The following is a 24185-nucleotide window of genomic DNA, read 5'->3' as shown; positions in this document are numbered from 1 at the left end:
ATGAGTGGGACATCGGATGGACTAGTCGAAGAAATAAGACGCGTAGCCAAATTGGCCATGCTGGAGCTCAATGAAGATGAAATTAAACATATCGGTACGCAATTTAAAAATATTTTAGATCAGCTTCAGACTTTAAGCGAACTTAATGCAAAGGATATAAATCCCTTTAGTTTAGAGGATGTGGAACCCATGCCCTGGCGTAAAGATGAAGTTGTGGCGTGGAACAGATACAGCGAGGTGCTTTCCCAAGCTCCGGTCTCCGAAGAGGGCTACTTTAAGGTGCCGCGAATTGTGGAGGGCGATCACGATGAAAAATAGCGAGTTTTTGAAGTTATCGGCTTTAGATCTTGTGGAAGGTTACAAAAAAGGTGATTTCACGGTTTCAGATGTAATAGAGACGGCCCTGGAATACATAGAGGTTAACGAAAGAAATTTGAACGCCCTTATAACGCCTCTCTACGAAGAGGCCCGTTCCAGATCGTGGATGTTGGATGCTGCTTTAGCGAGGGGCGAAGAGTTGGGGTCCCTTTTCGGAGTGCCCGTTGTAGTGAAGGATAACATTACAGTCGACGGGGTAAGGACTACCTGCGGAAGTAGGATGCTGGAAAATTGGATTTCTCCCTACAGTGCACATGTAGTTGAGTGCTTAGAGCGCGCCGGAGCGGTGATAATTGGCAAAGCCAACATGGATGAATTTGCTATGGGAAGCTCTACGGAGTTTTCTGCCTTTGGCCCGGCCTTGAACCCATGGGATTTGTCCAGAGTGCCTGGGGGAAGCTCGGGAGGTAGCGCTGCATCCGTTGCTGCAGGTTATGCTCCCATTGCTTTGGGAAGTGACACCGGTGGCTCCATTAGGCAACCTGCTGCCTTTTGTGGGGTCTATGGATTAAAGCCGACATACGGCCTAGTCAGCAGATTCGGCTTAATTGCCTTTGCTTCTTCGTTGGATCAAATTGGCCCTTTTGCCAGAAGTTTGAAGGATGTAGCGGCAATTTTACAGGTCATATCTGAACCTGACGCCAGAGATGCTACATGTACCAGAAAGGAAAGGCCGAATTACGCCGAATTTTTAAACGTAACTTCCCTTGAAGGTTTTAAGGTTGGATATTTGGCGGGTTATGAATCCCTAGAAATTGATGATGAGATAAAAAGAGCAATTTCCCAAACCATAGAAATATGCAAGGAGTCTGGTGCTGAAATAGTGGAGGTCGATTTGCCGATATCGACACGATACGGCCTTCCTTGTTACTACACTATAGCGCCAGCCGAAGCAAGCTCCAATTTGGCCCGTTTCGACGGAGTGCAATACGGTTTTTCCGTGGCTGCCGATGATTTGAAGGAACTGTACCTCAAAAGCCGCGGCTCAGGTTTCGGCCCCGAAGTAAAAAGGAGAATACTGATCGGGACTTTCGTCCTAGGTTCCAGCAGATACGATGCCTATTACTTGCAGGCACAGAAGGTGAGACAGCTCATCATCAGAGAATTCAATGCAGCCTTTTCAAAAGCCGATGTCTTGATAACTCCTGCAACGCCTACGTTGCCCTTTAAACGAGGCGAGAAGCTGACTGACCCCGTCAAAGCCTACATGGCAGACCTTTTTACTATACCCGTTAATTTGGCGGGCTTGCCAGCTTTGTCGATGAGAGCATCGATGAGCCAGTCCGGGCTGCCCGTGGGCGTTCAATTGATAGGGAAGAAGTTTGGAGAAGGCGATATTTTAAAAGCGGCTTCGGTTATTGAACAGGTCGTAGGACCGGCTGCAACTGCTTTAGGGGGCGATCGAAAGTGAACGAATTTATTCCTGTAATAGGACTGGAAATTCATGTTCAATTATCGACGAAATCCAAGATGTTTTGCTCTTGTTCGACTGATTATATTGGCGCCAGGCCAAACAGTCATGTATGCCCTATCTGCCTGGGTTTGCCGGGATCTCTTCCGGTCATTAACGAAAGGGCCATAATGTATGCAGTCAGGATGGCCTTGGCTATGCGGTGCAAAGTCAATACCCATACGGTGTTCCATAGAAAACATTATTTTTATCCCGATCTTCCCAAGGCCTACCAGATAAGCCAATACGATTTGCCCCTCGCCGTTGATGGTCATCTTGAGGTAAATGATGACGAAAAGGCGCACAAGATCAGAATACAAAGACTTCATTTGGAAGAAGATGCCGGAAAACTTGTCCATGCTGCTATCGGCGGAAGGTTGATGGGTGCTGATTATTCTCTTGTAGATTATAACCGGTCGGGAGTTCCTTTGATGGAAATAGTCACCCAACCTGACATAACATCCCCAAAGCAGGCAAGGGAGTTTGTGTCTAGATTGCGTCAATTGGTCAGATATCTCGGGGTTTCCGACGGCGACATGGAGTCGGGATCGTTGAGAGTTGACGCAAACATTTCGATAATGGAACCGGGCGGCAAATGGGGTGAAAAGGTGGAAGTAAAAAATATGAACTCCCTAAAAGCTTTAGAGAGAGCCCTGGAGTACGAATACGAAAGGCAGAAGGAAGTTAAAAGCAAAGGGGAGACGATAGTTCGCGAGACCAGGCATTGGGATGACGATTCGGGTAAGACCATTTCAAGCCGCAGCAAGGAAGAAGCAGAGGATTACAGATATTTTCCCGATCCCGATCTTCCTCCCCTTGTCGTGGATGAGAGAACCATAGTTCAGTTGTGCAAGGAACTGCCCGAACTTCCGTGGGAAGTAAGGGACAGATTTATCAGCGATTACGGTTTATCCCTCGAAGAGGCGGAGGTACTTACGGAGCGGCGCGATGTGGCTCTTCTCATGGATGATCTAGTCAAACGAGGATCTCCCGTTAAAGTGGCGTCAAACTGGATAAGGACTGAAATAATGAGGGTATTGAACGAGAGAGCAATTTCTGCAGAGGAGCTTACGATACCGCCGGATGAGATGGCCCTTCTTTTGTCTCGAATCGATAGAGGGGATCTTTCGACGACAGCTGCGAAAGAGGTTTTCGCCATGATGTTGGAAAAATCATTAAATGTCGATGACGCCATTAGAGCTTTAGGGTTAAGCACAGGTAAATTAACAGGCTCCGATTTGGAAGCAATTGTCGTCAAAGTTCTAGCTGAAAACGCTGAGGTTGTAGAAGAGATAAGAGCTGGCAAGGATAAAAAAGGTAAAAAAGTTAAATTTTTACAGGGCATTGTCATGAGAGAAACGAAAGGACAGGCAGATCCGAAAGAGGTGCAATCGCTCATCATGAGCAAGATTTAAATTAGGGGGGTAGGACGATGGGAGCGCACAAACCTGAGGATACGAGAACGATTGCGGTAGCAGCTCACGGAGGTGCAGGAAAGACATCGCTGGTCGAGGCAATGTTGTTCGATGCGGAAGTTATTGGACGTTTAGGTAAAGTAGAGGATGGCAATACCGTCAGCGATTATGACGCCGAAGAACAGAAGAGACAGATTTCTATCAATACATCTGTCGCAACCTTCGACTATAATGGCAAAAGGATGTTTGTTCTTGATACCCCTGGTTATGCCGATTTCATTGGAGATCTGCGTTCGGGAATGCGAGTGGCTGACTCGGCGGTTATAGTTGTAAGCGGAGTCGATGGCGTGGAAGTTCAAACTGAAAAGGCCTTCGATTTTGCCGAGGATTTTTCCGTACCCGTACTGTTTTTTATAAATAAAGTGGAAAGGGAAAATGCTGATTTTTACAGGACATTGAAAGAAATTCAGGAGGTTTTGACGGATAAAGCACTTCCGTTGTTTTTGCCCGTCGGTCAAGAAACAAATTTTAAAGGCTTAGTAAATGTGCTGACCGGAAAGGCCTTTATATATAAAGGCGATGGAAGTCGAGAGTATGAGGAGACTGATTGTCCCTCCGAACTCGAGGAAGGGCTTTCCTCTGCCCGTGAAGCCTTGGTGGAGAGGGTAGTCGAAGTTGACGATGAGCTGATGATGCGTTACCTCGACGGAGAAGAACTGGAAGAACAAGAGTTGGTAGAGGCATTGAAAAAGGCGGTGTTAAACAGGATAGTGATGCCCGTATTGCCCGGTTCGGCTCTTGCGAATATCGGAATATTCCAGCTTTTAGATACCATAACCGATATTCTGCCCTCCCCAGTAGATATGTTTCCCAGAAAGGGGATAGATGCAGAGGGCAATGAAGTAGAAGTGAAGCCCGATCCCAATGAGAAATTCAGCTCTCTCTGTTTTAAAGTCATGGTCGATCCCTATGTGGGAAAGCTATCATTCGTTAGAGTATTTTCAGGGACCTTGACTTCGGATCAATCTGTATTCATTGTAAATAAAAAGGTCGAGGAAAGGATAAGCTCTCTGAGGTTCATGAGGGGCAAGGAAGGGAAGGACGTTAAGGAAGTTACAGTGGGAGACATTGTGGCTATCCCCAAGTTGCAAAACGCCGGTGTTGGGGATACCGTTGCAGTCAAGGGAGTCGATTTTACGTTTCCCGCGATCCAATTTCCGAACCCCATTTATAGCCTGGCAGTCGTTCCTAAAAGCAGGGCTGACGAAGATAAGCTGTCTAACGCTATTCATCGCATGCTCGAAGAGGATTCCACGTTGCGCTATGAGAAAAACGTTGAAACCGGAGACCACCTCCTTTCAGGCATGGGAGATTTACATCTGGATGTAGTCCTGTCGCGCATTAAAGAAAGATATGGCGTGGAACTCGAAACTCGTTTACCCAAAGTTCCATATAGAGAGACCATCAAAAAGCCCTCTAAAGCGCAAGGCAAATACAAGAAGCAAACCGGTGGCCGAGGACAATACGGGGACGTGTGGCTTGAGTTGCAGCCTACAGAGCGGGGCAGCGGTGTAGAGTTTGAGGATCGCATTGTCGGTGGGGTCGTTCCCAAGCAGTACATTCCTGCCGTCGAAAAAGGACTAAGGGAGGCAGCTCAAAAGGGTGTCCTTGCCGGCTATCCTGCCATAGATTTTAAGGCCGTTCTTTACGACGGCTCTTACCATGAAGTCGATTCTTCAGAAATGGCCTTTAAAATAGCAGCTTCAATGGCTTTCAAGAAGTGTTTTATGGAAGGCTCTCCCGTCTTGCTTGAACCGATCATGAACGTGGAAGTGGTAGTGCCCGAGGAGTATCTGGGCGATGTCATGGGCGATTTGAACTCTAGAAGAGGGAGAATTATGGGTATCGAGAGCAGAGGGAGATTCCAGGTGGTTAAGGCCCAAGTGCCTCTTGCGGAAATGTTCAGGTATGCCATCGTCCTTCGTTCCATGACTTCGGGCCGAGGCAGTTTCTCCATGGAATATTCTCACTACGAAGAAGTCCCTCAAGACCTGGCCAAAAAGATAATAGCTCAGGCTCAAGCTGAGGCGGAAGAAGAGTAAATATACTTTGCCCTAGCTCGAATATAATAATTAAGCGGGAGGATCCTCCCGCTTAATTATTTGCATTTTCTGACGTTTTTCAGATTTCTGTGAGTGCTTTGATTAACGAAGACAGGGTTTTGCTCTTTTTCTGAGGTATTACGGTTATTTCTTGTTTCAAGATCTCTCCCGATACGTTTATTACCTTTCCCTGCCTTTCGTACCAACCCGCAATTGGCATTACCAGATCTGCTTTAATATCCTCGAATGATCTCGATGCCAAGAGGGCACATTTGGCACGATTGTCCGCATTGACCCCTTGTAGGACTTCAACGGTGGCTTGATCGGGTTCGACCAACATCAGCTTCGTTACCTGGCCCTTCTTGATCATGCTCAGATTATCGATTGTCGGAGTTAAAAGATCTCCAAGTACGCGTAAAGCTCCCTCTGTATTAGCACCCCGATAGAGAGGTATGTAGGAGCATTTATCCAGGGTCGAACATAATTTTACGAACGCCTTGGCTGAAGAGGCATTTGAGGTGACTTTTGGTCCCGCCAAGAAAATGGGATATTTGGCTGATTTTAGTGTATTTATTGCCCTGACAAGCGTTGTCTCCTTTATCCCCGACAGCTCCGATGTCTTTTTGATCAGCCTTTCATCCGTGAAAGATTCGAGTATAGGATATATTTCCGCTACATCGGTCTTCAGTAAAATTGTGGTACCCCTGTCGAGCAATCCAGGATCGCTTCCCAAGTAAATTACCTTTAAGCCATCTTCTCTGACATTTTTGCGTAACATCGTGGTGATCAAAGGTACTTCCTGATCCATGTTTTCGTCAATAACGAAGACGACATCGGATTCATAGATTTGTCCCAGCCTACATCTCTTCAAGTTTGCCTCCTCGGCAAGGGATGTGAAAGCTTTAAAGTCATCGGCTTCCAAAATTGAGACTGCGATATTTTGCCCTTTACGGTTTAAAAACTCTTTTATGGACTCATATTCTTCGTTGCTCAGCGAGTTCCCTAAAAATAGCGAGACAACTCCTTCGGAATGAAGGAAGTCGACAAGTTCAGGCAAAGTTTCCTTGATATCTTTATTTATTTCCGGCCTTTGTCTTTTTAAATGGAAAGTTCGCGCCTTGAAACAACACAGCCCGCGAGTGGGCGAAGTTGGGGAACCCAACTCTGTGGTAACCCGCACTACGTTACGTTTCCCCTTGTCGGCATTTACATATATCTCGCACCCGAGAGAGCATTCACCGCAGGTGGTCTTTGTGGCCGTCGGGATTTCACTGTGAGGCCAACGCTCTATTCGTTTCTCGGTAAGAGCGCCGACGGGGCATAGCTGCACGCAAAGGCCGCACCCCGTGCATTCCGATTCGTCCAAGGGCTTCATGTATGCATCGTGTATTGTCGAGACAAATCCCCTGCTTACAAAATCAATGGCATGTAGTCCGACGATCTCATCGCAGGTCCTGACGCATCTTCCACAAAGTATACATTTATCCATGTTTCTGTCGAAGTATTTCAATTTTTCCTCAAGGCGCTTTATCCTTTCTCCGCTAAGCCGTGTAGGCGAAGCCTCATATTCGATCGAATAAGAGCGCAATTTGCATTCGAAGACGTCGGGACATCCGCACTCCATGCATCGGCTGGCATCTATTTTTACCTGCTCTTCCGTGAGCCCCATGTTGAATTCTTCGAAGGGTTTTTCAAGTCTTTCCTCTGCCGGGAAGATTTTAGGGATTTCCCTGGGTTGTTTTTTCTTGTCCCTAAAATCTTCGGGCCCTAGGTCTTCTCTTGTGACGTCGCATTCAAAGGGGCGCTTGGGATATCCGCGAGTAATAAAATGATGTATAGATTCAGCAGCAAAATGGCCTTCCCCTATAGCCGCAATTGCTATATCGGGTCCGGTCCTCAAATCTCCGCATAGAAATACCTTTTCGAGAGGGGTGGCGTAGTTGTCATCGTCTAAAATCTTTCGGCCGTCGTGGATTTCAGGCGGCAGAAAGTCGAGTACGGCCCTTTGTCCTATTGCAGCTATTACGGTATCTACAGTCAAGGTAAATGTTTCTCCCGTAGGAATGGGTCTTCTTCTTCCCGATTCGTCGGGCTCGCCAAGGACCATTTTTTCGCACACAAGTTCACGGACCGACTCGTCACCTGAGATTTCCTTGGGTGCTGCAAGGAAAATAAAGTTTACCCCTTCTTCCATTGCCTCTTCGATTTCAGCGTCCTCGGCCGGCATTTCCTGTCTTGTGCGTCTGTAAACTACTGTAACTTCTTCAGCCCCAAGCCTTTTGGCGCATCGACAGGCGTCCATTGCGGTATTTCCTCCCCCGATGACAGCGACTTTCTTGCCTATCTCTACGGGAAGATGGTTATTCACCTGATACAGGAAATTTATTCCGCCAAATACTCCCTTTAGGTTCTCTCCCGGGACGCGTAAAGGTGTGCTTTGCCAACAGCCAAAGGCGAGCAATATGGCATCAAATTCCCTGCGCAATTGCTCTAAAGTTATATCTCGTCCAAGGGCAGTGTCCGTCTGGACCTTTATGCCCCACGACAGCAACCAGTCTATTTCTTTCTGCAGGATATCTCTGGGCAGCCTGTACTCTGGGATCCCGTATCGCATCATGCCTCCCAGATGCGATTCTTTCTCGAAAATAGTTACGGCATAACCTTTTTTTCTCAAGAAAAAGGCAGCCGATAATCCAGCGGGGCCTCCCCCTACAATAGCTACGCTGTGGCCGTTTTCCTGTATTTCGTCTATGTGGCCCAGCATGCCGTTTTCTATGGCCCAGTCTCCTACGAAACGCTTGATCTCCCTTATGGAAACAGGTTCTTCGTCGACGAAATTGCGTCTGCACTTTTCCTGGCAGGGTGCAGGACAAATTCGTCCTATGGAAGCAGGAAGGGTAACGTTTTCGTGGAGCAAGTCCAAGGCTTCTTTATAAAAGCCGGAGGCAGCTAAGTTTACGTAACCTTGAACATCACCTCTGGCAGGGCAGGCAAGAGTACAGGGCGGTCTGCAATCTCCAACGTGATCCGATAGCAAAAGCTCCAGAGCTGTCCTCCTTGCCGCGATAGTTCTTTCCGTATTGGCGTATATCTCCATGCCTTGGGATATCTTATTGGAGCAGGCTCGTACCAAAGCCTTGGCCCCCTTCACTTCCACCAGGCAAACAGAACATCCTCCGTGTGTCGAAAGATGCGGATCGTAACACAGAAAAGGTATGTCCACGCCACAATCCTTGCACAGATCTAATATCGTCTGTCCCGGGTAACCGTAGCCTTCACGACCGTTTAGCAATACTCTAATGTTTCGCTCCATACCCAAAAGCCTCCTCAATCAACAAATATAGCAGAGACAGGACAGGTCTGTTTGCATTGCCCGCATCTCACGCATTTGGCGTCGTCTATTTCGTGGGGTTCCTTAACTTTGCCGCTAATTGCGCCAACGGGGCATATCCTGGCACATCTAGTACAACCTATGCATAGATCGGTATTTATTGTGTAGCGAATGAGAGAAGGGCACACCTTTGCGGGACATTTCTTGTCCTTAACATGAGTTTCGTATTCCTCTCTGAAGTATTTTAGCGTAGTCAACACAGGGTTTGGGGCCGTCTGTCCAAGACCGCATAGGGAACCTTCCTTTACCTGTAATGCCAGTTCATAAAGCAGATCAAGATCCTCCATCTTTCCCTCTCCGTTGCTGATGCGTTCTAATATCTCTAGCATTCTTTTTGTACCTATTCTACAAAAGGGACATTTTCCGCAGGATTCGCGTTGTGTGAAGTTCAGAAAAAACTTTGCCACATCGACGACGCAGCTTGTTTCGTCCAAAACGATCATACCTCCGGAACCCATGATTGCTCCCGTGGCTGTTATGGATTCGTAATCTACAGGTGTATCGAGGAGCCAGGAAGGTATGCATCCTCCCGACGGCCCGCCCATTTGCACTGCTTTGATCTCTTTTCCGTCGGCGATTCCGCCGCCAATATCATATATTACTTCTCTGATGGGCATTCCCATTGGAATTTCGATGAGGCCTCCTTTGGCTACCTTGCCGGCGAGGGCAAATACCTTCGTTCCCTTGCTTTTTTCCGTACCAAAAGCTGAGAATTCCGATGCTCCATGTCGTATTATCCACGGCACGTTTGCATAGGTTTCCACGTTGTTAATGTTGGTCGGCTTTCCCCAAACGCCGCTTTCGGCTGGAAAGGGAGGTCGGGGTCGCGGCATTCCCCGTTTTCCTTCTATTGAGGCTATCAGGGCTGTCTCTTCGCCGCAAACAAATGCCCCGGCCCCTTCTTTTATCTCTATATCGAAATTAAAGCCGCTGCCAAAAACGTTGTCTCCCAAAAAGCCTCTTTCGCGTGCCTGGTCAAGAGCTATGTTTAGCCTTTTTATGGCCAAAGGGTATTCTGCTCGACAATAAATATAACCGTGAGAAGCACCGACGGCGTAGGCGCATATAGCCATTCCCTCTATGACGGTGTGGGGGTCACCCTCCAATACGGACCTGTCCATAAAGGCGCCCGGATCTCCTTCGTCGGCATTGCAAATCACATATTTGGGTTCTCCCTTGGCTTGTCGCGTAAATTTCCACTTAAGCCCCGTTGGGAATCCTGCACCACCACGACCCCTAAGGCCTGATCTGTACACTTCATCTATGACTTCATCGGGAGACATTTCCTTCACGGCCTTTGAAAACGCCTCATAAGCCCCTCTGGAAATGGCCTCGTCTATTTTTTCCGGGTCAATTATCCCGCAGTTTCTGAGAACTATCCTGACCTGTTTTGCCATCCTATTATTTTCCGGCGCCTGAGTTTCCTCATCGCTGTATATAATCTTTTCTTTTAGGGCTGAAGTGGGGCGAAAGGAGGAGCCGACCAATTCCTTGGCCAATTCGGGTGTCATGTATCCATAAATGGTTCTCTTGCCCTCGATTTCTACTTCAACTAAAGGTTCATATGAGCACAGGCCAATACATCCGACCTTTTTTAAAATAGTATTTTCGTCTCCGACAAGCACTTTGGAGAGTTCCTCATAGACGGAGTCTGCCCCCGATGCCAAACCACAGCTTGCCATTCCAACGCGCACTATTGTATTAGCCATTATTGCCTTCACCTCTTTTGTTCGTTCTGTAGCTATCCAGAACCTTTACGGCCCTATCTGGTGTCAGGCGACCATAAACGTCTTCTCCGACCATCATAACAGGAGCCAGGCTGCAGCATCCGAGACAGGCGACAAGCTCCAACGTAAAAAGTCCGTCGTCTGTCGTCTCTCCTTCCGAAATTCCCAGATGTCTCATCACTTCTTGGGCTATCAGCAAGGATCCCTGTACATGACAAGCCGTTCCTCTGCAGAGTTTTATGGTATATTTGCCTAAAGGTTTAAATCTAAACATGGCATAAAATGTCGCTACACCATAGAGACTTGCTTCGGGAATATCGAGCTCTTTGGCTACCCTGCTCAATACTTCTTGTGGCAAATAGCCGTAACTTTCTTGTATTTTCGATAAAAGCGAAATTGTGATGCCCTTTTTACCCCTAAAGGTCTCGATAATGTTCTGTAAAGCCTGCTCGTCATCTTGTTTTGTTGAAAGCATGGGCTTCCCTCCTATTTGAAAAGCTGGTCAAAAAAATGAATTTAGGGATAATATAACACTATTGATTCGTACTTAGAAGATCCTCGGGCTTTTTTTTATCGCGAGTTGTTGCGCCTTTGCGGGTATTATGCTATATTCTTTACGTATGTTTGGTAACCCTAATTTTTCAAATCAGAGGAAGGTGTAGAATATGACTGTGAAAGTTTATAGTACTCCCACATGTCCGTGGTGTACAAAGGTAAAAGAATATTTAAAAGACTTGGGTGTCGAGTATGAGGAGGTAGACGTCAGCAAAGACAGGGCTGCTGCTATGGACATGGTGAGGCAAACTGGCCAAATGGGTGTGCCCGTAACCTTCATAGGCGATAAGTTTATTGTTGGTTATGATCCTGAGGCAATTAAGGAGCTTTTAAAGGATAACAGCATATTAGATTAGCTTAATTTTAAAGGGGGAATACCTTTTGGACGAGCTGTTGAGCGTAAGCGTCGGAGCTGCTTTTGTAGGTGGAGATCGTCCCGTCTTGAGAGAAAATATCGATGATCTTTCAAAAATGGTGGAAGAAGCCGATGTCCTGTTGCGGGAAAAAGGGAGGGACGACGTTGAGGGCTTTGGTTGGATTAACCTGCCCTATCAGGATTTGTCCGAAACGATTAAAATCGGGCGTTGGCTTTCCGGCTTTGAAGCCATCGTGCAAATAGGCATTGGCGGATCTGCTTTGGGAAACAGAATGCTTGCAAAGGCACTCCTTCCCCCTTTTTACAACGAACTTGATGCTTCCGTCAGAAAGGCCCCCAAGTTTTATCTGCTGGAAAATCCGGATCCCAAGACGGCAGTATCTTTACTGGATCGGCTTGATTTGTCGAAGACAGCATTTATAGTCGTCAGCAAATCGGGAAGCACGACGGAAACGGCTGCGCACTTTTTATGGGCATGGCAAAAGGTCAGGGAAAAGATAGGAGAAAGGGCAAGCGACAATTTTTTGATAATTACCGATCCTAGAAAGGGCATTCTGCGCAAATTTGCCAAATCTACAGGTTGTAGGAGTTTGAATATTCCAGAAAGCGTGGGGGGCAGGTATTCTGTTCTTTCCTCGGTAGGGTTGGCAACGGCTTCCGCTTTGGGTATCAACATCGAAAAGCTGGTTCAAGGTGCCAAGGAGATGGATCAAAGGCTTGTCTTGCGGTCGCACCTTTGGGAAAATCCCGCATGGCTATTGGCCTGCATTAACCTGTTGCACGCTAAAGCCGGCCGTAATATGGCCGTTATGATGCCCTATGGAGACGATCTTGCCGATTTTGCCGAATGGTTTGCTCAGCTTTGGGGAGAAAGCCTTGGCAAAGAGGGATACGGCACCACTCCTGTGCGTGCTCTCGGAGCTATAGATCAGCATTCCCAGCTTCAACTTTACGCGGAAGGCCCTGACGATAAGCTAATTACGATCATCGACGTAAAAAATAGGCCGTTATTCCTATTGCCGGACGTCGTAGATATAGATGCATTGAAGGATTTGGAGTTTTTATACGGAAAGGCCCTCGGAGATCTGTTGAGTATAGAGGCTCGTTCGACGGCTTCGGCTTTGGTAAAAGCTGGAAAGCCGGTTATTTACCTTAACATTCCTGAAGTTTCTGAGAGATATATTGGTGCTTTGGTGTTCTTTTATGAATATGTAACAGCTCTTGTCGGTTTTTTGATGAAAATCAATCCCTTCGATCAACCTGGAGTGGAACAGGGGAAACGGTATATATATTCGCTCATGGGCCGCAGGGGATACGAGGAATATGTGAAGGAAGTTGAAGAATATTTTGGTGCATGCCAAAATACGGAGATTATAATATGATTCCAAGTTTGGAATTCATAACGGAGGAAGTTATAAATGACAGATACCCCCTTGCTTCAAGTAGATGAAGTAACGGTAACCCGAGAAAACGGAAAAAAACTTCTCGATCAAGTCAATTTGCGAGTCGAGCATGGAGAGATAACTGGAGTGTTGGGCCGAAACGGTGCGGGAAAGACGACGTTAGCCCATACTGTTATGGGCCTTCCTTCCTATAGGCCCAATTCCGGCAGGATTTTCTTTGAAGGAAAGGATATTACCGATCTTTCGATTACCGAAAGATCGAGATTAGGGATAACTTTAGCATGGCAATATCCGGCTAGATATGAAGGAATTACCGTTGCCGAATATTTGAGGTTGTCGCGTAAGGATGCAACGAGAAGAGAACTGGAAGAGGCTTTGGACTTTATTCAGATGGAACCCTTTTACCTGGATCGTTTTGTCGACAAGGCTCTATCCGGAGGAGAGAGAAAAAGGCTGGAGCTTGCGTCTATCTTTTTAATGAGGCCCAAGCTTGCCATCTTAGACGAACCCGATTCGGGAGTAGATCTTCTGGCTTTGGGCGATGTGATAAAGCTTTTTAAAAAATTAATAGATTTCGGTAGCAGCGTATTGGTAATTACCCATAGAGATGACATAGCTTCGGCTTGCGATAGGGCTTACCTGCTTTGCAACGGCAAGGTCATGCTCGAGGGACAGCCAATTGCCGTAAAGCAATACTTTATATCGCTGTGTAGTCCCTGTTCAGACCCACTTTTAGCCGGAGGGGTGATTTCCAATGAATCTCAGTAATGAATATATGTCACTGATAGAAATAGCCGAAAAGGCGGGAGAACCCATCAGGACCGATGAGGCTCATGTTATAGTTCATGCCAATAATATCATCGCTGCAAAAGACATTCCCGGTCTTGAAATCGACGCCGAAGAGACTGAATTTGGTATTAGGGCATCCTTTACCGTAAAAGCAGGAGCTATTTTAAAGAAACCAGTACATCTTTGTTTCGGCCACCTTGGCAAAGAGGGAAAGCAAGTCATAGAAAGCAGGATCGTGCTGGAAGAAGGCGCGAAAGCTAAATTTTACTCCCACTGTATTTTTCCGAATGCTGTAAAATTCCTCCATGCGATGGAAGGCGATATAGTAGTGGGCAAAGGTGCTGACATGACTTATGAAGAAGTGCACGTTCACGGACCTGAGGGAAAGATCGAAGTCAGGCCGCTGACCCGCGTCGTAGTGGATGAAAAGGGCAGGTACGTGAGCAATTTTTCGTTAATCGAGGGAAGGGTAGGGATTCTGTCCCTCGACGTGGAAGTAGATGTCGTCGGTCGGCTTGGGAGTGCGGAGATAACCTCTAAAGTTTACGGAAAATACGACGATATCTGCAACGTTAAAGATACGATAAGGCTATCCGGGGAAAAGTCTAGCGGATTAGCCAAAGCTAGAGTTGTATTGAAAGACAACAGCTTCGGCAAGTTCTACGGAGAAGTGCAAGGAGCTGCTGACGGAGCGAAAGGTCATGTCGATTGCACTGAAATAGTGCAGGGAAATGCGAAAGCGGAAGCCGTTCCCGTCGTCTCCGTGGTTCATCCCGGAGCCGAGATAACCCACGAAGCTGCCATAGGCCGTATAGCCAACGAAAAGCTGTGGGGTCTGATGGCCAAGGGTTTGACCGAGAACGAAGCTATTGACGTTATCGTTTCGGGCCTTTTGAGGTAGGTCTGATGTCGCAATGGATATAGTGTCGAAACTTTATGATGTGGCAAAGAGGGGGCGGGAAAATGCTCATGCCCCCTACTCCGGTTTTTCGGTGGGTGCCGCTTTGCTCGCCCAATCGGGCCGCATTTACGCCGGATGTAACGTTGAAAATTCCTCCTACGGACTAACTATTTGTGCCGAAAGGGTTGCTCTGTGTTCTGCCGTCGCTCAGGGAGAGCGGGTCTTCGAGATGATGATTATATGTGCCGACTCTATAGTTCCCCCCTGTGGAGCGTGTCTTCAGGTAATGGCCGAATTTGGTGATATGGAAATAATATCGTTTGATATGGAAGGTAAGTTTCAGCGAAACCGCCTTTCAGAGCTTCTTCCTCAGTCCTTTCGCTTGCCTAAGTAGCCCAAAGTGTCTTACGAAGTGCCCTTAAAGTGCTGTATTCTCCTTGTGGCGCTTCTTCAAGTATATTTTTCAGGATTTCATTTATTCTCTTTCTCTTCGTGTCGTCCCCGTAAGGACATTTTGGTCCCCGTTCCGGCAGGTCCATCTCGGAAGCTGCCGATATCAAAGTTTCCTCAGGAAGGAATATCAATGGCCTGATAACCCATGTTTGCGTTCTGCTTTGCCACGTTTTTGGCTGTAGCGTATGAAGTCTTCCGGAGAAAAAAATATTCAACATTAACGTAACGGTGGCATCGGTTAGATGATGTCCTAAAGCTATCTTCCTAAACCCTCTGTCCTTTGCGATCCCGCTCAAAATCCCCCTTCTCATGTTCGCGCAAAAACTGCAGGGGGATTTTTCCCTTCTGATTTTTATAATTTCAAATATAGGATAGGCATAATGTGTAAAGGGTACATCGAGGCTTTCGCAAAACTCCTTAAGCCCTGCGGGATCAAACTGCCCGCCCGTTGGATCTACAATCATGGCTTCTATATTAAATCTGATGGGGCTTACTCTTTGTAAGTGTTTTAGAGCAATGAGGAGCAACGAACTGTCCTTCCCTCCGGATAAGCCCACTAAAACATTATCGCCTTCTTCGATCATGGAGTAGGCGCACACCGCTTCACCGACGCCGCGTTTGATCTTCTCGGGTAAATCGAACATCCACATCACCACGCTGAGATATTAATATGTATGTAATATGAATTACAATAACTGAGACAAAGAATAAAAGCTTTTTAAGCCTTGAAGTAAAGTATATTCTGCAATAGGATATTTTCAAATGATGTGTAGGCAAGAAATCACAAAGAGCTATTAGGTAATATGTCCAGGTTTTCTTAAATATAAAAACACAAAGGTGATCGGGCCGGCATGAAAATCCTTCGTTTTTTGATTGACAACAGCGTTTATTTTTACGTTGCCTTTATGTTGGCGGGAGCGCTAGTAGGATATTTCGGAAGAGTTCCAAACTTTATAAAAAGGCATAACGGGAGAGTTCAGACGTTATGTCTTATTTTATTACTCCTGGCTATAGGTATTGAGATTGGAAGCAACAAAGAAGTGCTCAAGGCGTTAGGTAACTTGGGCTATAAAGCTGCCGCGGTTTCTTTTTTGTCTGTTTTGGGTACAATATTTTGTATAAATATATTCGTCAGATTTCTGACAAAAAGGGAATGATGAATCATTGATCGTCATCATTGTTGCCTGTTTAGCGGGCGGCATCTTAATTGGAAAGCTCGCGATATTTTCTTTAAGCAACATAACTAATTTGATTATCACATTAGGATTGTTCGTGCTGCTCTTTTCCGTGGGAATTGATCTTGGCTGCAATAAGGAAGCACTTAGAAATATCAGAGAAGATGGGATAAAGCTTTTTATCGTTCCTGTGGCAACGGTTTTGGGGACAGGGTTTGGTTCTTCTTTGGCCTCGATATTATTGAAAATGCCTTTAAATGAGACCCTGGCAGTTGGCGCCGGTTTCGGATGGTATTCTCTTTCAGGGGTTCTTATCACTCAGATGCACAGCGTAGAACTGGGAACCGTAGCCTTTCTTTCGAACGTAATAAGAGAGGTCATTGCCCTGATATCGATACCGCTGATAAGCAGGTATATCGGATCCTTCGAAGCAGTGGGCGTGGCGGGTGCAACGGCAATGGATACCGCCTTGCCGGTTATCGTAAAGAGCAATTCTCCTGATATTGCAATTTATTCTTTTATATCGGGTTTTTTGCTGACGCTTCTCGTTCCCGTCTTGGTGCCCCTTGCATTGGGATTGTGATGGCATAAAAGTTAGTGCATAAAAAATAAATCAATACTATAGCGGTGAAGGGTGGCACGTCATATGTTTTTTCTATCAGTAGTCATTACGTTGATATTCGTTATATCCATAGGCGTTATCGCATCGGGAAAGAAAATAGACGAAGAAGGATATTCATTGGCGGGCAGAAGGGCAAGCCCCTTTGCGGTTTCTGGAATATTGCTAGGCGCCCTCGTGGGAGGAGCATCTACAGTCGGGACTGCGGAGATGGCTTATGTTTATGGTTTATCAGCTTGGTGGTTTACCCTTGGAGGAGGAATAGGATGTCTTCTTTTGGCACTCTTTATAGCCGAGCCCCTGAGAAAGTCTAAGGTCACTACATTAGCACAGTTTCTGTCTAATCACTACGGCCTCCGGATGAGCAGGTTGGCTGCAGTGGGTTCCGCCATCGGGACCCTTATGGCCGTAGTAGCCCAGTTTCTTGCGTCGAGCGCATTATTGTCGGCCATAGTGCCTTTGCCATCTTGGGCTTTGAGCTTGCTCGTCGCTTTTCTTATACTTTTATTTATCTATTCTGGGGGCACAAAAAGCTATAGCGCTATAGGACAGACAAAGCTTATTTTATTATATCTCACCCTCATTGCCTGCGGTGTAGTTGCCTACGGCATGGGCCACACTCCCTGGGCCCTGATAAGAGAACTTCCCAGATTTCCCTATTTCTCTTTGTTTGCAAGGGGTATTTTAAAGGAATCGAACGCCTGTCTTTCGCTGATCGTCGGAACTCTGGGAACGCAAATTTATGCCCAGGCCATTTTGTCGGCCTCAAACGAGAGCACGGCAAAAAGGGGAGCGCTGCTATCAGCAATTTTAATGCCACCTATAGGTCTCCTTGGAATTTGGATAGGGTTAGCCCTGAGGAGGGAGGGCGTGATTATCGAACCCTCGCAGGCGCTTCCCTATTTTTTGTATAATTATTTTCCCAAAGTGTTCAGCGGGGTAGCTTGGGCAACGCTTTTTATCACTTCGCTGGGTACTGCGGCGGGTCTATCTTTGGGAGTTGCCACAACAGTATCTTACGATCTTTTCGTTTCTTTTAAAAAAATTACTTCAAGCAGAGTCAGTCTTCTGGTAAACCGGCTAAGCCTTTTAGCCGTGATACTCATAGCTTTTATTGCGAGCCTTAAAGCTGCCGGTTCTTTCATACTTCAATGGAGCTATCTCAGCATGGGCCTCAGAGGAGCTGGGGTATTTGTACCACTCCTTGCAACGGTCCTTTACGGAGGGATGTCTCCATCGATGGCCTTTGCTTCGGGTGCGGTGGGGATTGGAACAGCCTGTTTATGGCCCCTTTTGAAGCTTCCCGGAGAGGGAATTCTTATGGGCGTGTTTTTTTCGGCCCTTTTGATGCTATTCGACATATTGCAAAGGGGAAGGATAAAAGAAAAAGCCAGCCTTTAACGTAATAAAAGCTGGCTTGTTTCAAATCTCAGAAATTAAGCTCCAGAGCCTATGGACGACAATTGAGTGACAATTCCTGCAAGCCAATTAGCCTGAGACGTAAGCTGAGAGAGGACGATTTCCATCTGGCTGTATTGTTCTATCAGTCCCTTTTCTTTGATGGCAAGACGTTCTTCGAAATCTGAGATTCTTTTGTCTATTGCCGTAATTCTGTTATTCAGGTAATTTATCTGGCTTGCAACGCGTCCCTTGGTGCCAGTCGTGTTTCCGATTGCTACAGGAACGTTGTCTATCGTATTTCCGATGAACGTATCCATCTTTGACATTACCGTTGTCATTAAAGCTGCGACATCATCGGAATTCGTGGTCATGGCGCTCATAAACTTGTCTACGTCGAACTCCAACATTCCGCTTTTGCCGTAGTCCACGGCTTCGGTTGTAATGCCGATCTGAGAAAGCATTGTGAAGACACCGTCCGTGGCGATGGGGTCAGAGATTAAAGATCGCATTCTGGACTTGGTTTGCCACAACAGGGAATCTCCTCTGAGTAACCCTATCTTCTTTTGGTATTCCTCCTGTGGGTCTTCGATAGGTTTTTCCAAAACCCTGATGTTTATCCAATCCATGGCCGCATTATAGGCATCAATAAAGTCAGTGATGGCATTAACCGCCTTTTCGGCATCCAATACTATATCGGTCACGACATGGCCTGTGCCGTTGAGCTTTAAAGTGAGGCCCTCTATAAGGTCGGAAATCTCATTATCGGATCTTTGGACTTCTAGTCCGTCAATTTTAATTTTTGCATCCTGTGCCGCCTGCAGTTCATTAGTAAAATCGGATCCATTCCAAATTTCCAGGGCGCTCAATATGCCATTGTCATCTGTGACCGTTATGGCGTTAGCTTCTCCCGTCTCATTGCTGGTAATTATTAACCTGTTATCCATTATCTTCGCCGATATACCTATACTCTCTCCCTCGTCAGTCGTGGCCGAATTGATCTTTGATGCCAAAGAGGAGAGGGTGTCGCTGGCCGTGACCTGAATTGTAGTGGTCTTATCTCCCGATCCTATAACAAAGCTTCCCCCGGCAAATTCGTTTATTAGATCTCCTATGGTCTGCGTCGGATCGTCAAGCCTTTTGCTGGTGATGCTGTGGGCTTTGGCCAGCTGCAACACTTCAATATCGTATCTTGCGATTTCCGCATCGGCTGTTGCCGTTATACTCAAAACCGAAGAGGGGTCCAGAGAGCTGCCAACGTTGGTTAGTTCGGCCGTTTTGGTTCTGTACGTGGACTCAAGTTTTAGGGGTGTCAATGTCGTTCGCAAACTTTTGAAATTCGCGCTGAATTCGTTGTAGAGATCTATTTTAAATTCCAGCTTTTCCTTTTCGGCAGTCCAAATGTCGGTAACCTTGCGCTCCTGTTCCATAACTTTATCGATCATCGTGCCCCAATCTATCCCAGAGACCAAGCCTGTTACCTGAAAGAGAGGGTCGATTGTAGCCATGGAGATAACCTCCTTATTATTGATCGGAGAAATTTTCATTATTTATGATAACATGGTTTAACGCTATAAGTAGTATCGACATATTTTGTATCTGCCTTTAAGGTGCTTTGGCAAGCAGAGTCAGGATATGACGGCACGAGCTTCGCTTTTTCGTTCGTGATGGTAAAATATTCATGTCGGAACAGCGAAAAAAGGTATTTTTGGCAGGAGGCAGTTTCTTTGCGGATAGATCAGAATAAAATCGAAAGGGTGTTGGTAATAGGCCTTTCATGTCTTGGGGATATGGTTATGGCCTCTGCTGCATTGTGGAACTTGAGGCTTTTTTTGCCGAAGGCCGAATTTACCCTATGGGTGGGCCCAAGGGCATTAGCTGCCCTTTCCGAAGACCCAATGTGGGATAAAATAAGAATCTATGATAGGGGAGGTGAATTTTCCGGATTCAAGGGGAGATTGAGGGCGATTAAGCTCATGAGGCAGGAGAAATATGACCTGATTGTCGACCTCAGGGCAACTGCAATGCCCCTGTTTTCGGGAGCCCGCTACGCGCCCCTATGGGGTTTGCGGGAGGTATTTTTGCCCAAGACATTACATGAAGCAGAAAGGACTTTGCAGGCCTTGACGTCTCTTGGCATTCCAATACGGATAAGGCAATTGAGGTTTTTCGTGCCTTTCGAGACGAAAGAAATGGTTAAAACAAAATATAAAGATGAGCTTAAGGATCGAAAACTGGTGATATTTAACCCCGGAGCCAACTGGCCACCTAAGAGATGGCCTGTAGAAGGGTTTGTAAGTTTGGGCAAGCGCTTGATCTCGGAATTCGGTGCCGTAATAGGTGTGATAGGATATTCCGAGGAAGAACGTGCCCTGGGCATGGAAGTTCTGAAGGGGCTGCAAGAGATCAACGCTCTTGATTTAACGGGAAAGGTTCCGCTGACAGAGCTAGGTGCTCTTCTTGGTATGGCCTCCCTCTTCGTTACCAACGACACGGGCACATTGCATATAGGAAGCGCCGTGGGCGTCCCTGTGGTGGGCCTTTATGGGCCATCAAGTCCAGAAAGATATGGCCCTTGGGGGACGAGGCATAGGGTGGTGGCCCCCTCATTGCCCTGCGCGCCCTGTGTCGGAAAAGAGTGCGTATACGGGGATTTTGCATGCATGTCAAAAATAGGTGTTGATGAGGTCTTTAGTGCATGTGCGGAGCTTTTAGTATGAAAGGAGCGTTATGATTGATCAAATTCATAGAGGATCAGATAAATGATTCCATAGAATTAAAAAAGATGCTCTTGAGCGACGATTTGCTTGGTTGCGTGAAGATGGCAGCCGAATTGATAATTCTTGCCTATAAAGGCGGAGGCAAGGTTTTGTTTTGCGGAAACGGCGGTTCAGCTGCTGATGCACAGCATTTGGCAGCAGAGCTGGTGGGGAGATTTAAAAGGGAAAGAAAAGCCCTTCCTGCCATGGCCTTGCATGCCAATACAAGCGCATTGACGGCGATCGCCAATGACTACGACTACTCCGATGTCTTTGTAAGGCAGATAGAGGCCTTCGGTAGGCCCGGGGATGTGCTTGTAGGGCTTTCCACCAGCGGCAAAAGCGCGAATGTATTAAAGGCCTTGGATTATGCGAAAAAGAAGGGTTTAAAGACGATCGGTTTTACCGGTCGAAAGGCGGATACAATGTCTTCCCTGTGTGATGTCCTTTTGAGCGTGCCCTCGGAAGATACCCCCAGAATCCAGGAAGTTCACATGCTTTGGGGGCATATCATCTGCGGTTTGGTGGAGGATGGACTTTTCAATGAAAGAAAATAGAGGCAGACTGGCTGTAATACTTGCCGGCGGTTTGGGAACACGTCTTAGAGGCGTCGTCTCGGACGTTCCCAAGGCCTTGGCGCCCATAGCGGGGAGGCCTTTTTTGGATTGGCTGTTGACCATGTTAAGCTGCAGGGGGATTACAAAAATTCTACTGCTTCTGGGGTATGGTGCAGATAAGATTATGGCCTTTGTCGAAGACGGGAGCAAATGGAACCTTAAAGCGACTTACAGCCTGGAGAAAGAGCCCTTAGACAAGGGCGGAGCACTGCGAAATGCATTGCCCTATATCGACGAGGGGACCTTTTTCTTCATGAATGGAGATACTTTGCTCGATATGGATTTGGGTGAAATGTTCGATTTTCATGTCGACAAAAGGGCAAAACTGACTATTGCAGCCAGGCCATGGAAGGATCTGACCCGGGTAGATCCCCTGAAGGTCGATGAAGAATCCAAGGTAGTATCCTTCGGAGAAAAGAACGTCCCGCCAGAGGAAGGCGGTTTTTGGTTGGTGAATGGGGGTTTTTATGTAGTCGATAGAGATATCGTGGAAGAGCTTCCATTGAGACGCCTGTCCTGGGAGAAGGAGGTTGTTCCGCAATTGGTTAGAAGGGGTGTTGTCTACTCATTCCGTTCGGGCGGTTATTTCATAGACATCGGCGTGCCAGAGGACTATTTTAAAGCTCAAAGGGAAATACCTTATATTCTGGGTTCATAGGAGGGTTTGCAGTTGAAAAGAGCATTTATAACTGGGATCGGGGGGTTTATCGGATCTCATCTGGCTAAAAAAATGTCCGAAGTCGGATATGAAGTATATGGATCTTATTTTCGTCCAACTTCTGACGTAGAAATGGTAAAACCCTATGCGGTTAAGACCTACAACATTGACGTAAGATATAAGCCTCATCTTAAAGAAGCTTTAGAGGAAGTCGACCCTGATGTAGTGTATCACATGGCAGCTCAAAGCTATCCCATGGAGTCCTTCAAAGCCCCGTCTTATACAATGGAAACCAATGTCTTGGGAACCTTAAATTTGTTCGAGTCCCTTCTGGAATTGGGTCTGAAATCTACAAGGATCATGCTTGCTTCTTCGACGGCGGCTTACGGATTTATCGATCCTTCCGAAACCCCCGTGAAGGAAAATCAGCCCTTCAGGCCTGCCCACGTATATGGCGTTTCAAAGGCAACACAGGACCTGCTTGGCTTTACCTATTTCAGTTCTTACGGGCTTGATATAATAAGGCTTCGCATTGGGAATTGCGTAGGTCCTGGCAGGAAAGGCGAAGTAGTTTCAGATTTCACATATAGGAGGGCCGCAATAGAGCTTGGAATGACAGAGCCCGTGTTTCGAGTGGGTAACCTCCATACGAAGAGGGCTTTCCTTGACGTAAGAGATGCCGTCGATTGTTTTTTGTCCCTCGAAAAACACGGAAGGAGCGGAGAGGCCTATAATGTTTCGGGAGAGAAGCCATGCTCGATCAAGGAACTTTTGGATATAGTCCTCGAAGGTTGTCCTGTCAAGGTGAAAATTGTTGTGGACAAAAATCTCGTCCGCGAAAAGGATGAACCCATATACTGGAACGACCTTAGCAAAGTGAAAGATGAAGCAGGCTTTGTTCAGAGGTTCTCCTTGAGGCAAACGGTTGAAGATATGGTTAGATGGTGGAGGGAAAATTTAAAATAATAGGATAGAGGGTGACTGCAGTGTATGTGGATATCGACGGTGAAAAGAAGGACGTCAAGGAGTTGGTCATAGAGGCCTTGGAGGAGACGAAAAAATACATTCCTGTTGTAGTGCAGGGAGTAGATCTCGTCGCACAGAAACTCGAAAGCGAAGATACGCAAGAAGCTTTAATGTTGATGTCGAAGCTCATGGAAGGTATCAGCTGGGTAATGAAAGTTATACAAAACAGCATAATGTTGTTGGGCGTAAAGGGCGAAAGTATAGCAGACGGGAATTTGCTCGATGCCAGTCAAGCCTTGACTCATTCCCTTGAAGACGCCATGCCCTGCCTGCAAGAGGGTAAATTTTTCGAGCTGGCCTATCGTTTGCGCGAAGAAATACTTCCCAAATTCAGGGAGATGAAGCCCTATGTGGACGAACTTCACGATATAGCGACAAAGGGAGAATGAGGGTTTGCGCTCAGCGGTTTTCCTCGATCGTGACGGCACTTTAATAGAGGATGTAGGATATCTCTCTTCTATTTCTCAAATTAAAGTCCTTCCGCGCGTTGTTGACGGCTTGAAGTTGTTCAAGTCGATGGGATATCTTTTGATTGTGGTGACGAATCAGAGTGGAGTTGCGAGAGGTTTTTTCAGCGAAGAATTTGTGCTAAATGTTCACGATATTTTAGGTAGATTATTTAAGAATAATGGCGTTACTATCGATGCCTTTTATTATTGCCCTCACCATCCTACGGAGGGCTTACCACCTTACAATGTTAATTGCGATTGCAGGAAGCCCAAAACGGGGATGATAAAAAGGGCTATCTGTGAGTATGATATAGATATATCCAAATCTTGGGTAATAGGCGATTCGCTCGTAGATGTGCAACTTGCAAGAAATGCAGGGTGCAAAGGTATACTTCTCAACAGAGATGATGATCTGCATTCGATCTCAAAGGAGTCCTTTTGCGATACTTCACTATACGAAGCCGTTAAATATGATTTATTTGAGGCGGCTTTGTACATTAAATCCGATGTTTCTTTACGTTCTCTTTGAGGTTTTGGAGGAGAG

Annotated in this window: 23 protein-coding genes; 18 read left to right on the top strand and 5 right to left on the bottom strand. The window is 46.5% G+C overall.

The features are described 5' to 3' along the window. Genes gatC through fusA form a run of 4 tightly spaced genes read left to right on the top strand, consistent with a single transcriptional unit; the run spans position 1 to position 5345 of the window. Complete coding sequence (gene gatC / locus HMPREF1705_RS01525) at positions 1-318, top strand: Asp-tRNA(Asn)/Glu-tRNA(Gln) amidotransferase subunit GatC (RefSeq protein ID WP_009200476.1); 318 nt, start codon at positions 1-3, stop codon at positions 316-318. After that, positions 308-1789 (top strand): Asp-tRNA(Asn)/Glu-tRNA(Gln) amidotransferase subunit GatA, encoded by a 1482-nt coding sequence (gene gatA, locus HMPREF1705_RS01520; RefSeq protein WP_009200477.1) that lies wholly within the window; start codon positions 308-310, stop codon positions 1787-1789. The genes gatC and gatA overlap by 11 nt, the downstream gene beginning before the upstream one ends. Then, positions 1786-3243 carry an Asp-tRNA(Asn)/Glu-tRNA(Gln) amidotransferase subunit GatB gene (gene gatB / locus HMPREF1705_RS01515; RefSeq protein ID WP_040347801.1) on the top strand — a complete coding sequence of 486 codons (1458 nt, stop codon included), beginning with the start codon at positions 1786-1788 and terminating at the stop codon, positions 3241-3243. The genes gatA and gatB overlap by 4 nt, the downstream gene beginning before the upstream one ends. A 17-nt stretch (positions 3244-3260) precedes the next feature. Continuing rightward, positions 3261-5345: an elongation factor G gene (fusA, locus tag HMPREF1705_RS01510; RefSeq protein WP_009200479.1), complete on the top strand. Its 2085-nt coding sequence runs from the start codon at positions 3261-3263 to the stop codon at positions 5343-5345. Between the two features lie 79 nt (positions 5346-5424). Here fusA and HMPREF1705_RS01505 read toward each other — a convergent pair whose 3' ends face one another. Genes HMPREF1705_RS01505 through nuoE form a run of 3 tightly spaced genes read right to left on the bottom strand, consistent with a single transcriptional unit; the run spans position 5425 to position 10938 of the window. Then, a complete protein-coding gene (locus HMPREF1705_RS01505; RefSeq protein WP_009200480.1) occupies positions 5425-8658 on the bottom strand; it encodes an FAD-dependent oxidoreductase in 3234 nt (1077 codons plus the stop codon). Positions 8659-8672: 14 nt separating this feature from the next. Then, positions 8673-10445 (bottom strand): NADH-quinone oxidoreductase subunit NuoF, encoded by a 1773-nt coding sequence (gene nuoF, locus HMPREF1705_RS01500; protein WP_009200481.1) that lies wholly within the window; start codon positions 10443-10445, stop codon positions 8673-8675. Beyond that, positions 10438-10938: an NADH-quinone oxidoreductase subunit NuoE gene (gene nuoE / locus HMPREF1705_RS01495; protein WP_009200482.1), complete on the bottom strand. Its 501-nt coding sequence runs from the start codon at positions 10936-10938 to the stop codon at positions 10438-10440. The genes nuoF and nuoE overlap by 8 nt, the downstream gene beginning before the upstream one ends. Before the next feature lie 190 nt (positions 10939-11128). On the opposite strand from nuoE, the gene HMPREF1705_RS01490 reads away from it, so the two are divergent. From HMPREF1705_RS01490 to cdd, 5 genes are read left to right on the top strand one after another with little or no spacing between them, the layout of a single operon-like run. Next, positions 11129-11374 carry a glutaredoxin family protein gene (locus HMPREF1705_RS01490; RefSeq protein ID WP_009200483.1) on the top strand — a complete coding sequence of 82 codons (246 nt, stop codon included), beginning with the start codon at positions 11129-11131 and terminating at the stop codon, positions 11372-11374. A gap of 25 nt (positions 11375-11399) precedes the next feature. Then, positions 11400-12776 carry a hypothetical protein gene (locus HMPREF1705_RS01485; protein ID WP_009200484.1) on the top strand — a complete coding sequence of 459 codons (1377 nt, stop codon included), beginning with the start codon at positions 11400-11402 and terminating at the stop codon, positions 12774-12776. Between the two features lie 36 nt (positions 12777-12812). Next, positions 12813-13565 (top strand): ATP-binding cassette domain-containing protein, encoded by a 753-nt coding sequence (locus HMPREF1705_RS01480; protein ID WP_009200485.1) that lies wholly within the window; start codon positions 12813-12815, stop codon positions 13563-13565. Beyond that, a complete protein-coding gene (locus tag HMPREF1705_RS01475) occupies positions 13552-14487 on the top strand; it encodes a SufB/SufD family protein (protein ID WP_009200486.1) in 936 nt (311 codons plus the stop codon). Before HMPREF1705_RS01480 ends, HMPREF1705_RS01475 begins: the two co-directional genes overlap by 14 nt. Positions 14488-14500: 13 nt before the next feature. Beyond that, complete coding sequence (gene cdd / locus HMPREF1705_RS01470; RefSeq protein WP_009200487.1) at positions 14501-14881, top strand: cytidine deaminase; 381 nt, start codon at positions 14501-14503, stop codon at positions 14879-14881. Here the strand turns inward: cdd and HMPREF1705_RS01465 are convergent. Next, on the bottom strand, positions 14874-15584 hold the full coding sequence (locus HMPREF1705_RS01465; RefSeq protein ID WP_242603491.1) for a tRNA 2-thiocytidine biosynthesis TtcA family protein: 711 nt from the start codon (positions 15582-15584) through the stop codon (positions 14874-14876). The two genes, cdd and HMPREF1705_RS01465, sit on opposite strands and share 8 nt — an antisense overlap. Positions 15585-15791: 207 nt before the next feature. On the opposite strand from HMPREF1705_RS01465, the gene HMPREF1705_RS01460 reads away from it, so the two are divergent. The 3 genes from HMPREF1705_RS01460 (at position 15792) to HMPREF1705_RS01450 (ending at position 18135) form a co-directional block, all read left to right on the top strand. Continuing rightward, the gene (locus HMPREF1705_RS01460) at positions 15792-16097 is read left to right on the top strand and encodes a LysO family transporter (protein ID WP_009200489.1); all 306 of its coding nucleotides are present in this window, start codon (positions 15792-15794) and stop codon (positions 16095-16097) included. 7 nt (positions 16098-16104) lie between these two features. Then, positions 16105-16698 carry a lysine exporter LysO family protein gene (locus HMPREF1705_RS01455; protein ID WP_009200490.1) on the top strand — a complete coding sequence of 198 codons (594 nt, stop codon included), beginning with the start codon at positions 16105-16107 and terminating at the stop codon, positions 16696-16698. Positions 16699-16761: 63 nt separating this feature from the next. Next, the gene (locus HMPREF1705_RS01450) at positions 16762-18135 is read left to right on the top strand and encodes a sodium:solute symporter family protein (protein ID WP_009200491.1); all 1374 of its coding nucleotides are present in this window, start codon (positions 16762-16764) and stop codon (positions 18133-18135) included. A 35-nt stretch (positions 18136-18170) separates the two neighbouring features. Here HMPREF1705_RS01450 and fliD read toward each other — a convergent pair whose 3' ends face one another. Next, positions 18171-19640 carry a flagellar filament capping protein FliD gene (gene fliD / locus HMPREF1705_RS01445; RefSeq protein WP_111089523.1) on the bottom strand — a complete coding sequence of 490 codons (1470 nt, stop codon included), beginning with the start codon at positions 19638-19640 and terminating at the stop codon, positions 18171-18173. Positions 19641-19859: 219 nt separating this feature from the next. On the opposite strand from fliD, the gene HMPREF1705_RS01440 reads away from it, so the two are divergent. Genes HMPREF1705_RS01440 through HMPREF1705_RS01415 form a run of 6 tightly spaced genes read left to right on the top strand, consistent with a single transcriptional unit; the run spans position 19860 to position 24170 of the window. Continuing rightward, entirely contained in the window at positions 19860-20852 is a 993-nt protein-coding gene (locus tag HMPREF1705_RS01440; protein WP_040347803.1) for a glycosyltransferase family 9 protein, read from the top strand. A gap of 14 nt (positions 20853-20866) precedes the next feature. Further along, complete coding sequence (gmhA, locus tag HMPREF1705_RS01435) at positions 20867-21448, top strand: D-sedoheptulose 7-phosphate isomerase (RefSeq protein ID WP_009200494.1); 582 nt, start codon at positions 20867-20869, stop codon at positions 21446-21448. Continuing rightward, the gene (locus HMPREF1705_RS01430; protein ID WP_009200495.1) at positions 21435-22166 is read left to right on the top strand and encodes a nucleotidyltransferase family protein; all 732 of its coding nucleotides are present in this window, start codon (positions 21435-21437) and stop codon (positions 22164-22166) included. Before gmhA ends, HMPREF1705_RS01430 begins: the two co-directional genes overlap by 14 nt. 12 nt (positions 22167-22178) lie before the next feature. Next, a complete protein-coding gene (locus HMPREF1705_RS01425) occupies positions 22179-23132 on the top strand; it encodes a GDP-mannose 4,6-dehydratase (RefSeq protein WP_050767846.1) in 954 nt (317 codons plus the stop codon). 20 nt (positions 23133-23152) lie between these two features. After that, positions 23153-23581, top strand: a complete 429-nt coding sequence (locus HMPREF1705_RS01420) for a hypothetical protein (RefSeq protein WP_091460302.1) — start codon at positions 23153-23155, stop codon at positions 23579-23581. A 4-nt stretch (positions 23582-23585) separates the two neighbouring features. Beyond that, positions 23586-24170 (top strand): D-glycero-alpha-D-manno-heptose-1,7-bisphosphate 7-phosphatase, encoded by a 585-nt coding sequence (locus tag HMPREF1705_RS01415; protein ID WP_009200498.1) that lies wholly within the window; start codon positions 23586-23588, stop codon positions 24168-24170. The last annotated feature ends 15 nt before the right edge of the window (positions 24171-24185 follow it).

Source organism: Acetomicrobium hydrogeniformans ATCC BAA-1850 (assembly GCF_000160455.2).
GTDB lineage: Bacteria > Synergistota > Synergistia > Synergistales > Acetomicrobiaceae > Acetomicrobium > Acetomicrobium thermoterrenum.
The sequence above is the reverse complement of the archived record's forward strand: the minus strand, read 5'-3'. Positions and strand labels throughout refer to the sequence as shown.

Bases quoted from the DNA above. Each gene is read 5' to 3' on its own strand.
- gatA (WP_009200477.1), top strand. From the start codon at position 308: ATGAAAAATAGCGAGTTTTTGAAGTTATCGGCTTTAGATCTTGTGGAA.
- HMPREF1705_RS01475 (WP_009200486.1), top strand. From the start codon at position 13,552: ATGAATCTCAGTAATGAATATATGTCACTGATAGAAATAGCCGAAAAG.
- cdd (WP_009200487.1), top strand. From the start codon at position 14,501: ATGGATATAGTGTCGAAACTTTATGATGTGGCAAAGAGGGGGCGGGAA.
- fusA (WP_009200479.1), top strand. From the start codon at position 3,261: ATGGGAGCGCACAAACCTGAGGATACGAGAACGATTGCGGTAGCAGCT.
- HMPREF1705_RS01450 (WP_009200491.1), top strand. From the start codon at position 16,762: ATGTTTTTTCTATCAGTAGTCATTACGTTGATATTCGTTATATCCATA.
- HMPREF1705_RS01480 (WP_009200485.1), top strand. From the start codon at position 12,813: ATGACAGATACCCCCTTGCTTCAAGTAGATGAAGTAACGGTAACCCGA.
- HMPREF1705_RS01505 (WP_009200480.1), bottom strand. From the start codon at position 8,658: ATGGAGCGAAACATTAGAGTATTGCTAAACGGTCGTGAAGGCTACGGT.
- HMPREF1705_RS01490 (WP_009200483.1), top strand. From the start codon at position 11,129: ATGACTGTGAAAGTTTATAGTACTCCCACATGTCCGTGGTGTACAAAG.
- nuoE (WP_009200482.1), bottom strand. From the start codon at position 10,938: ATGCTTTCAACAAAACAAGATGACGAGCAGGCTTTACAGAACATTATC.
- fliD (WP_111089523.1), bottom strand. From the start codon at position 19,640: ATGGCTACAATCGACCCTCTCTTTCAGGTAACAGGCTTGGTCTCTGGG.
- nuoF (WP_009200481.1), bottom strand. From the start codon at position 10,445: ATGGCTAATACAATAGTGCGCGTTGGAATGGCAAGCTGTGGTTTGGCA.
- HMPREF1705_RS01465 (WP_242603491.1), bottom strand. From the start codon at position 15,584: ATGTTCGATTTACCCGAGAAGATCAAACGCGGCGTCGGTGAAGCGGTG.
- gatC (WP_009200476.1), top strand. From the start codon at position 1: ATGAGTGGGACATCGGATGGACTAGTCGAAGAAATAAGACGCGTAGCC.
- HMPREF1705_RS01430 (WP_009200495.1), top strand. From the start codon at position 21,435: ATGAAAGAAAATAGAGGCAGACTGGCTGTAATACTTGCCGGCGGTTTG.
- HMPREF1705_RS01460 (WP_009200489.1), top strand. From the start codon at position 15,792: ATGAAAATCCTTCGTTTTTTGATTGACAACAGCGTTTATTTTTACGTT.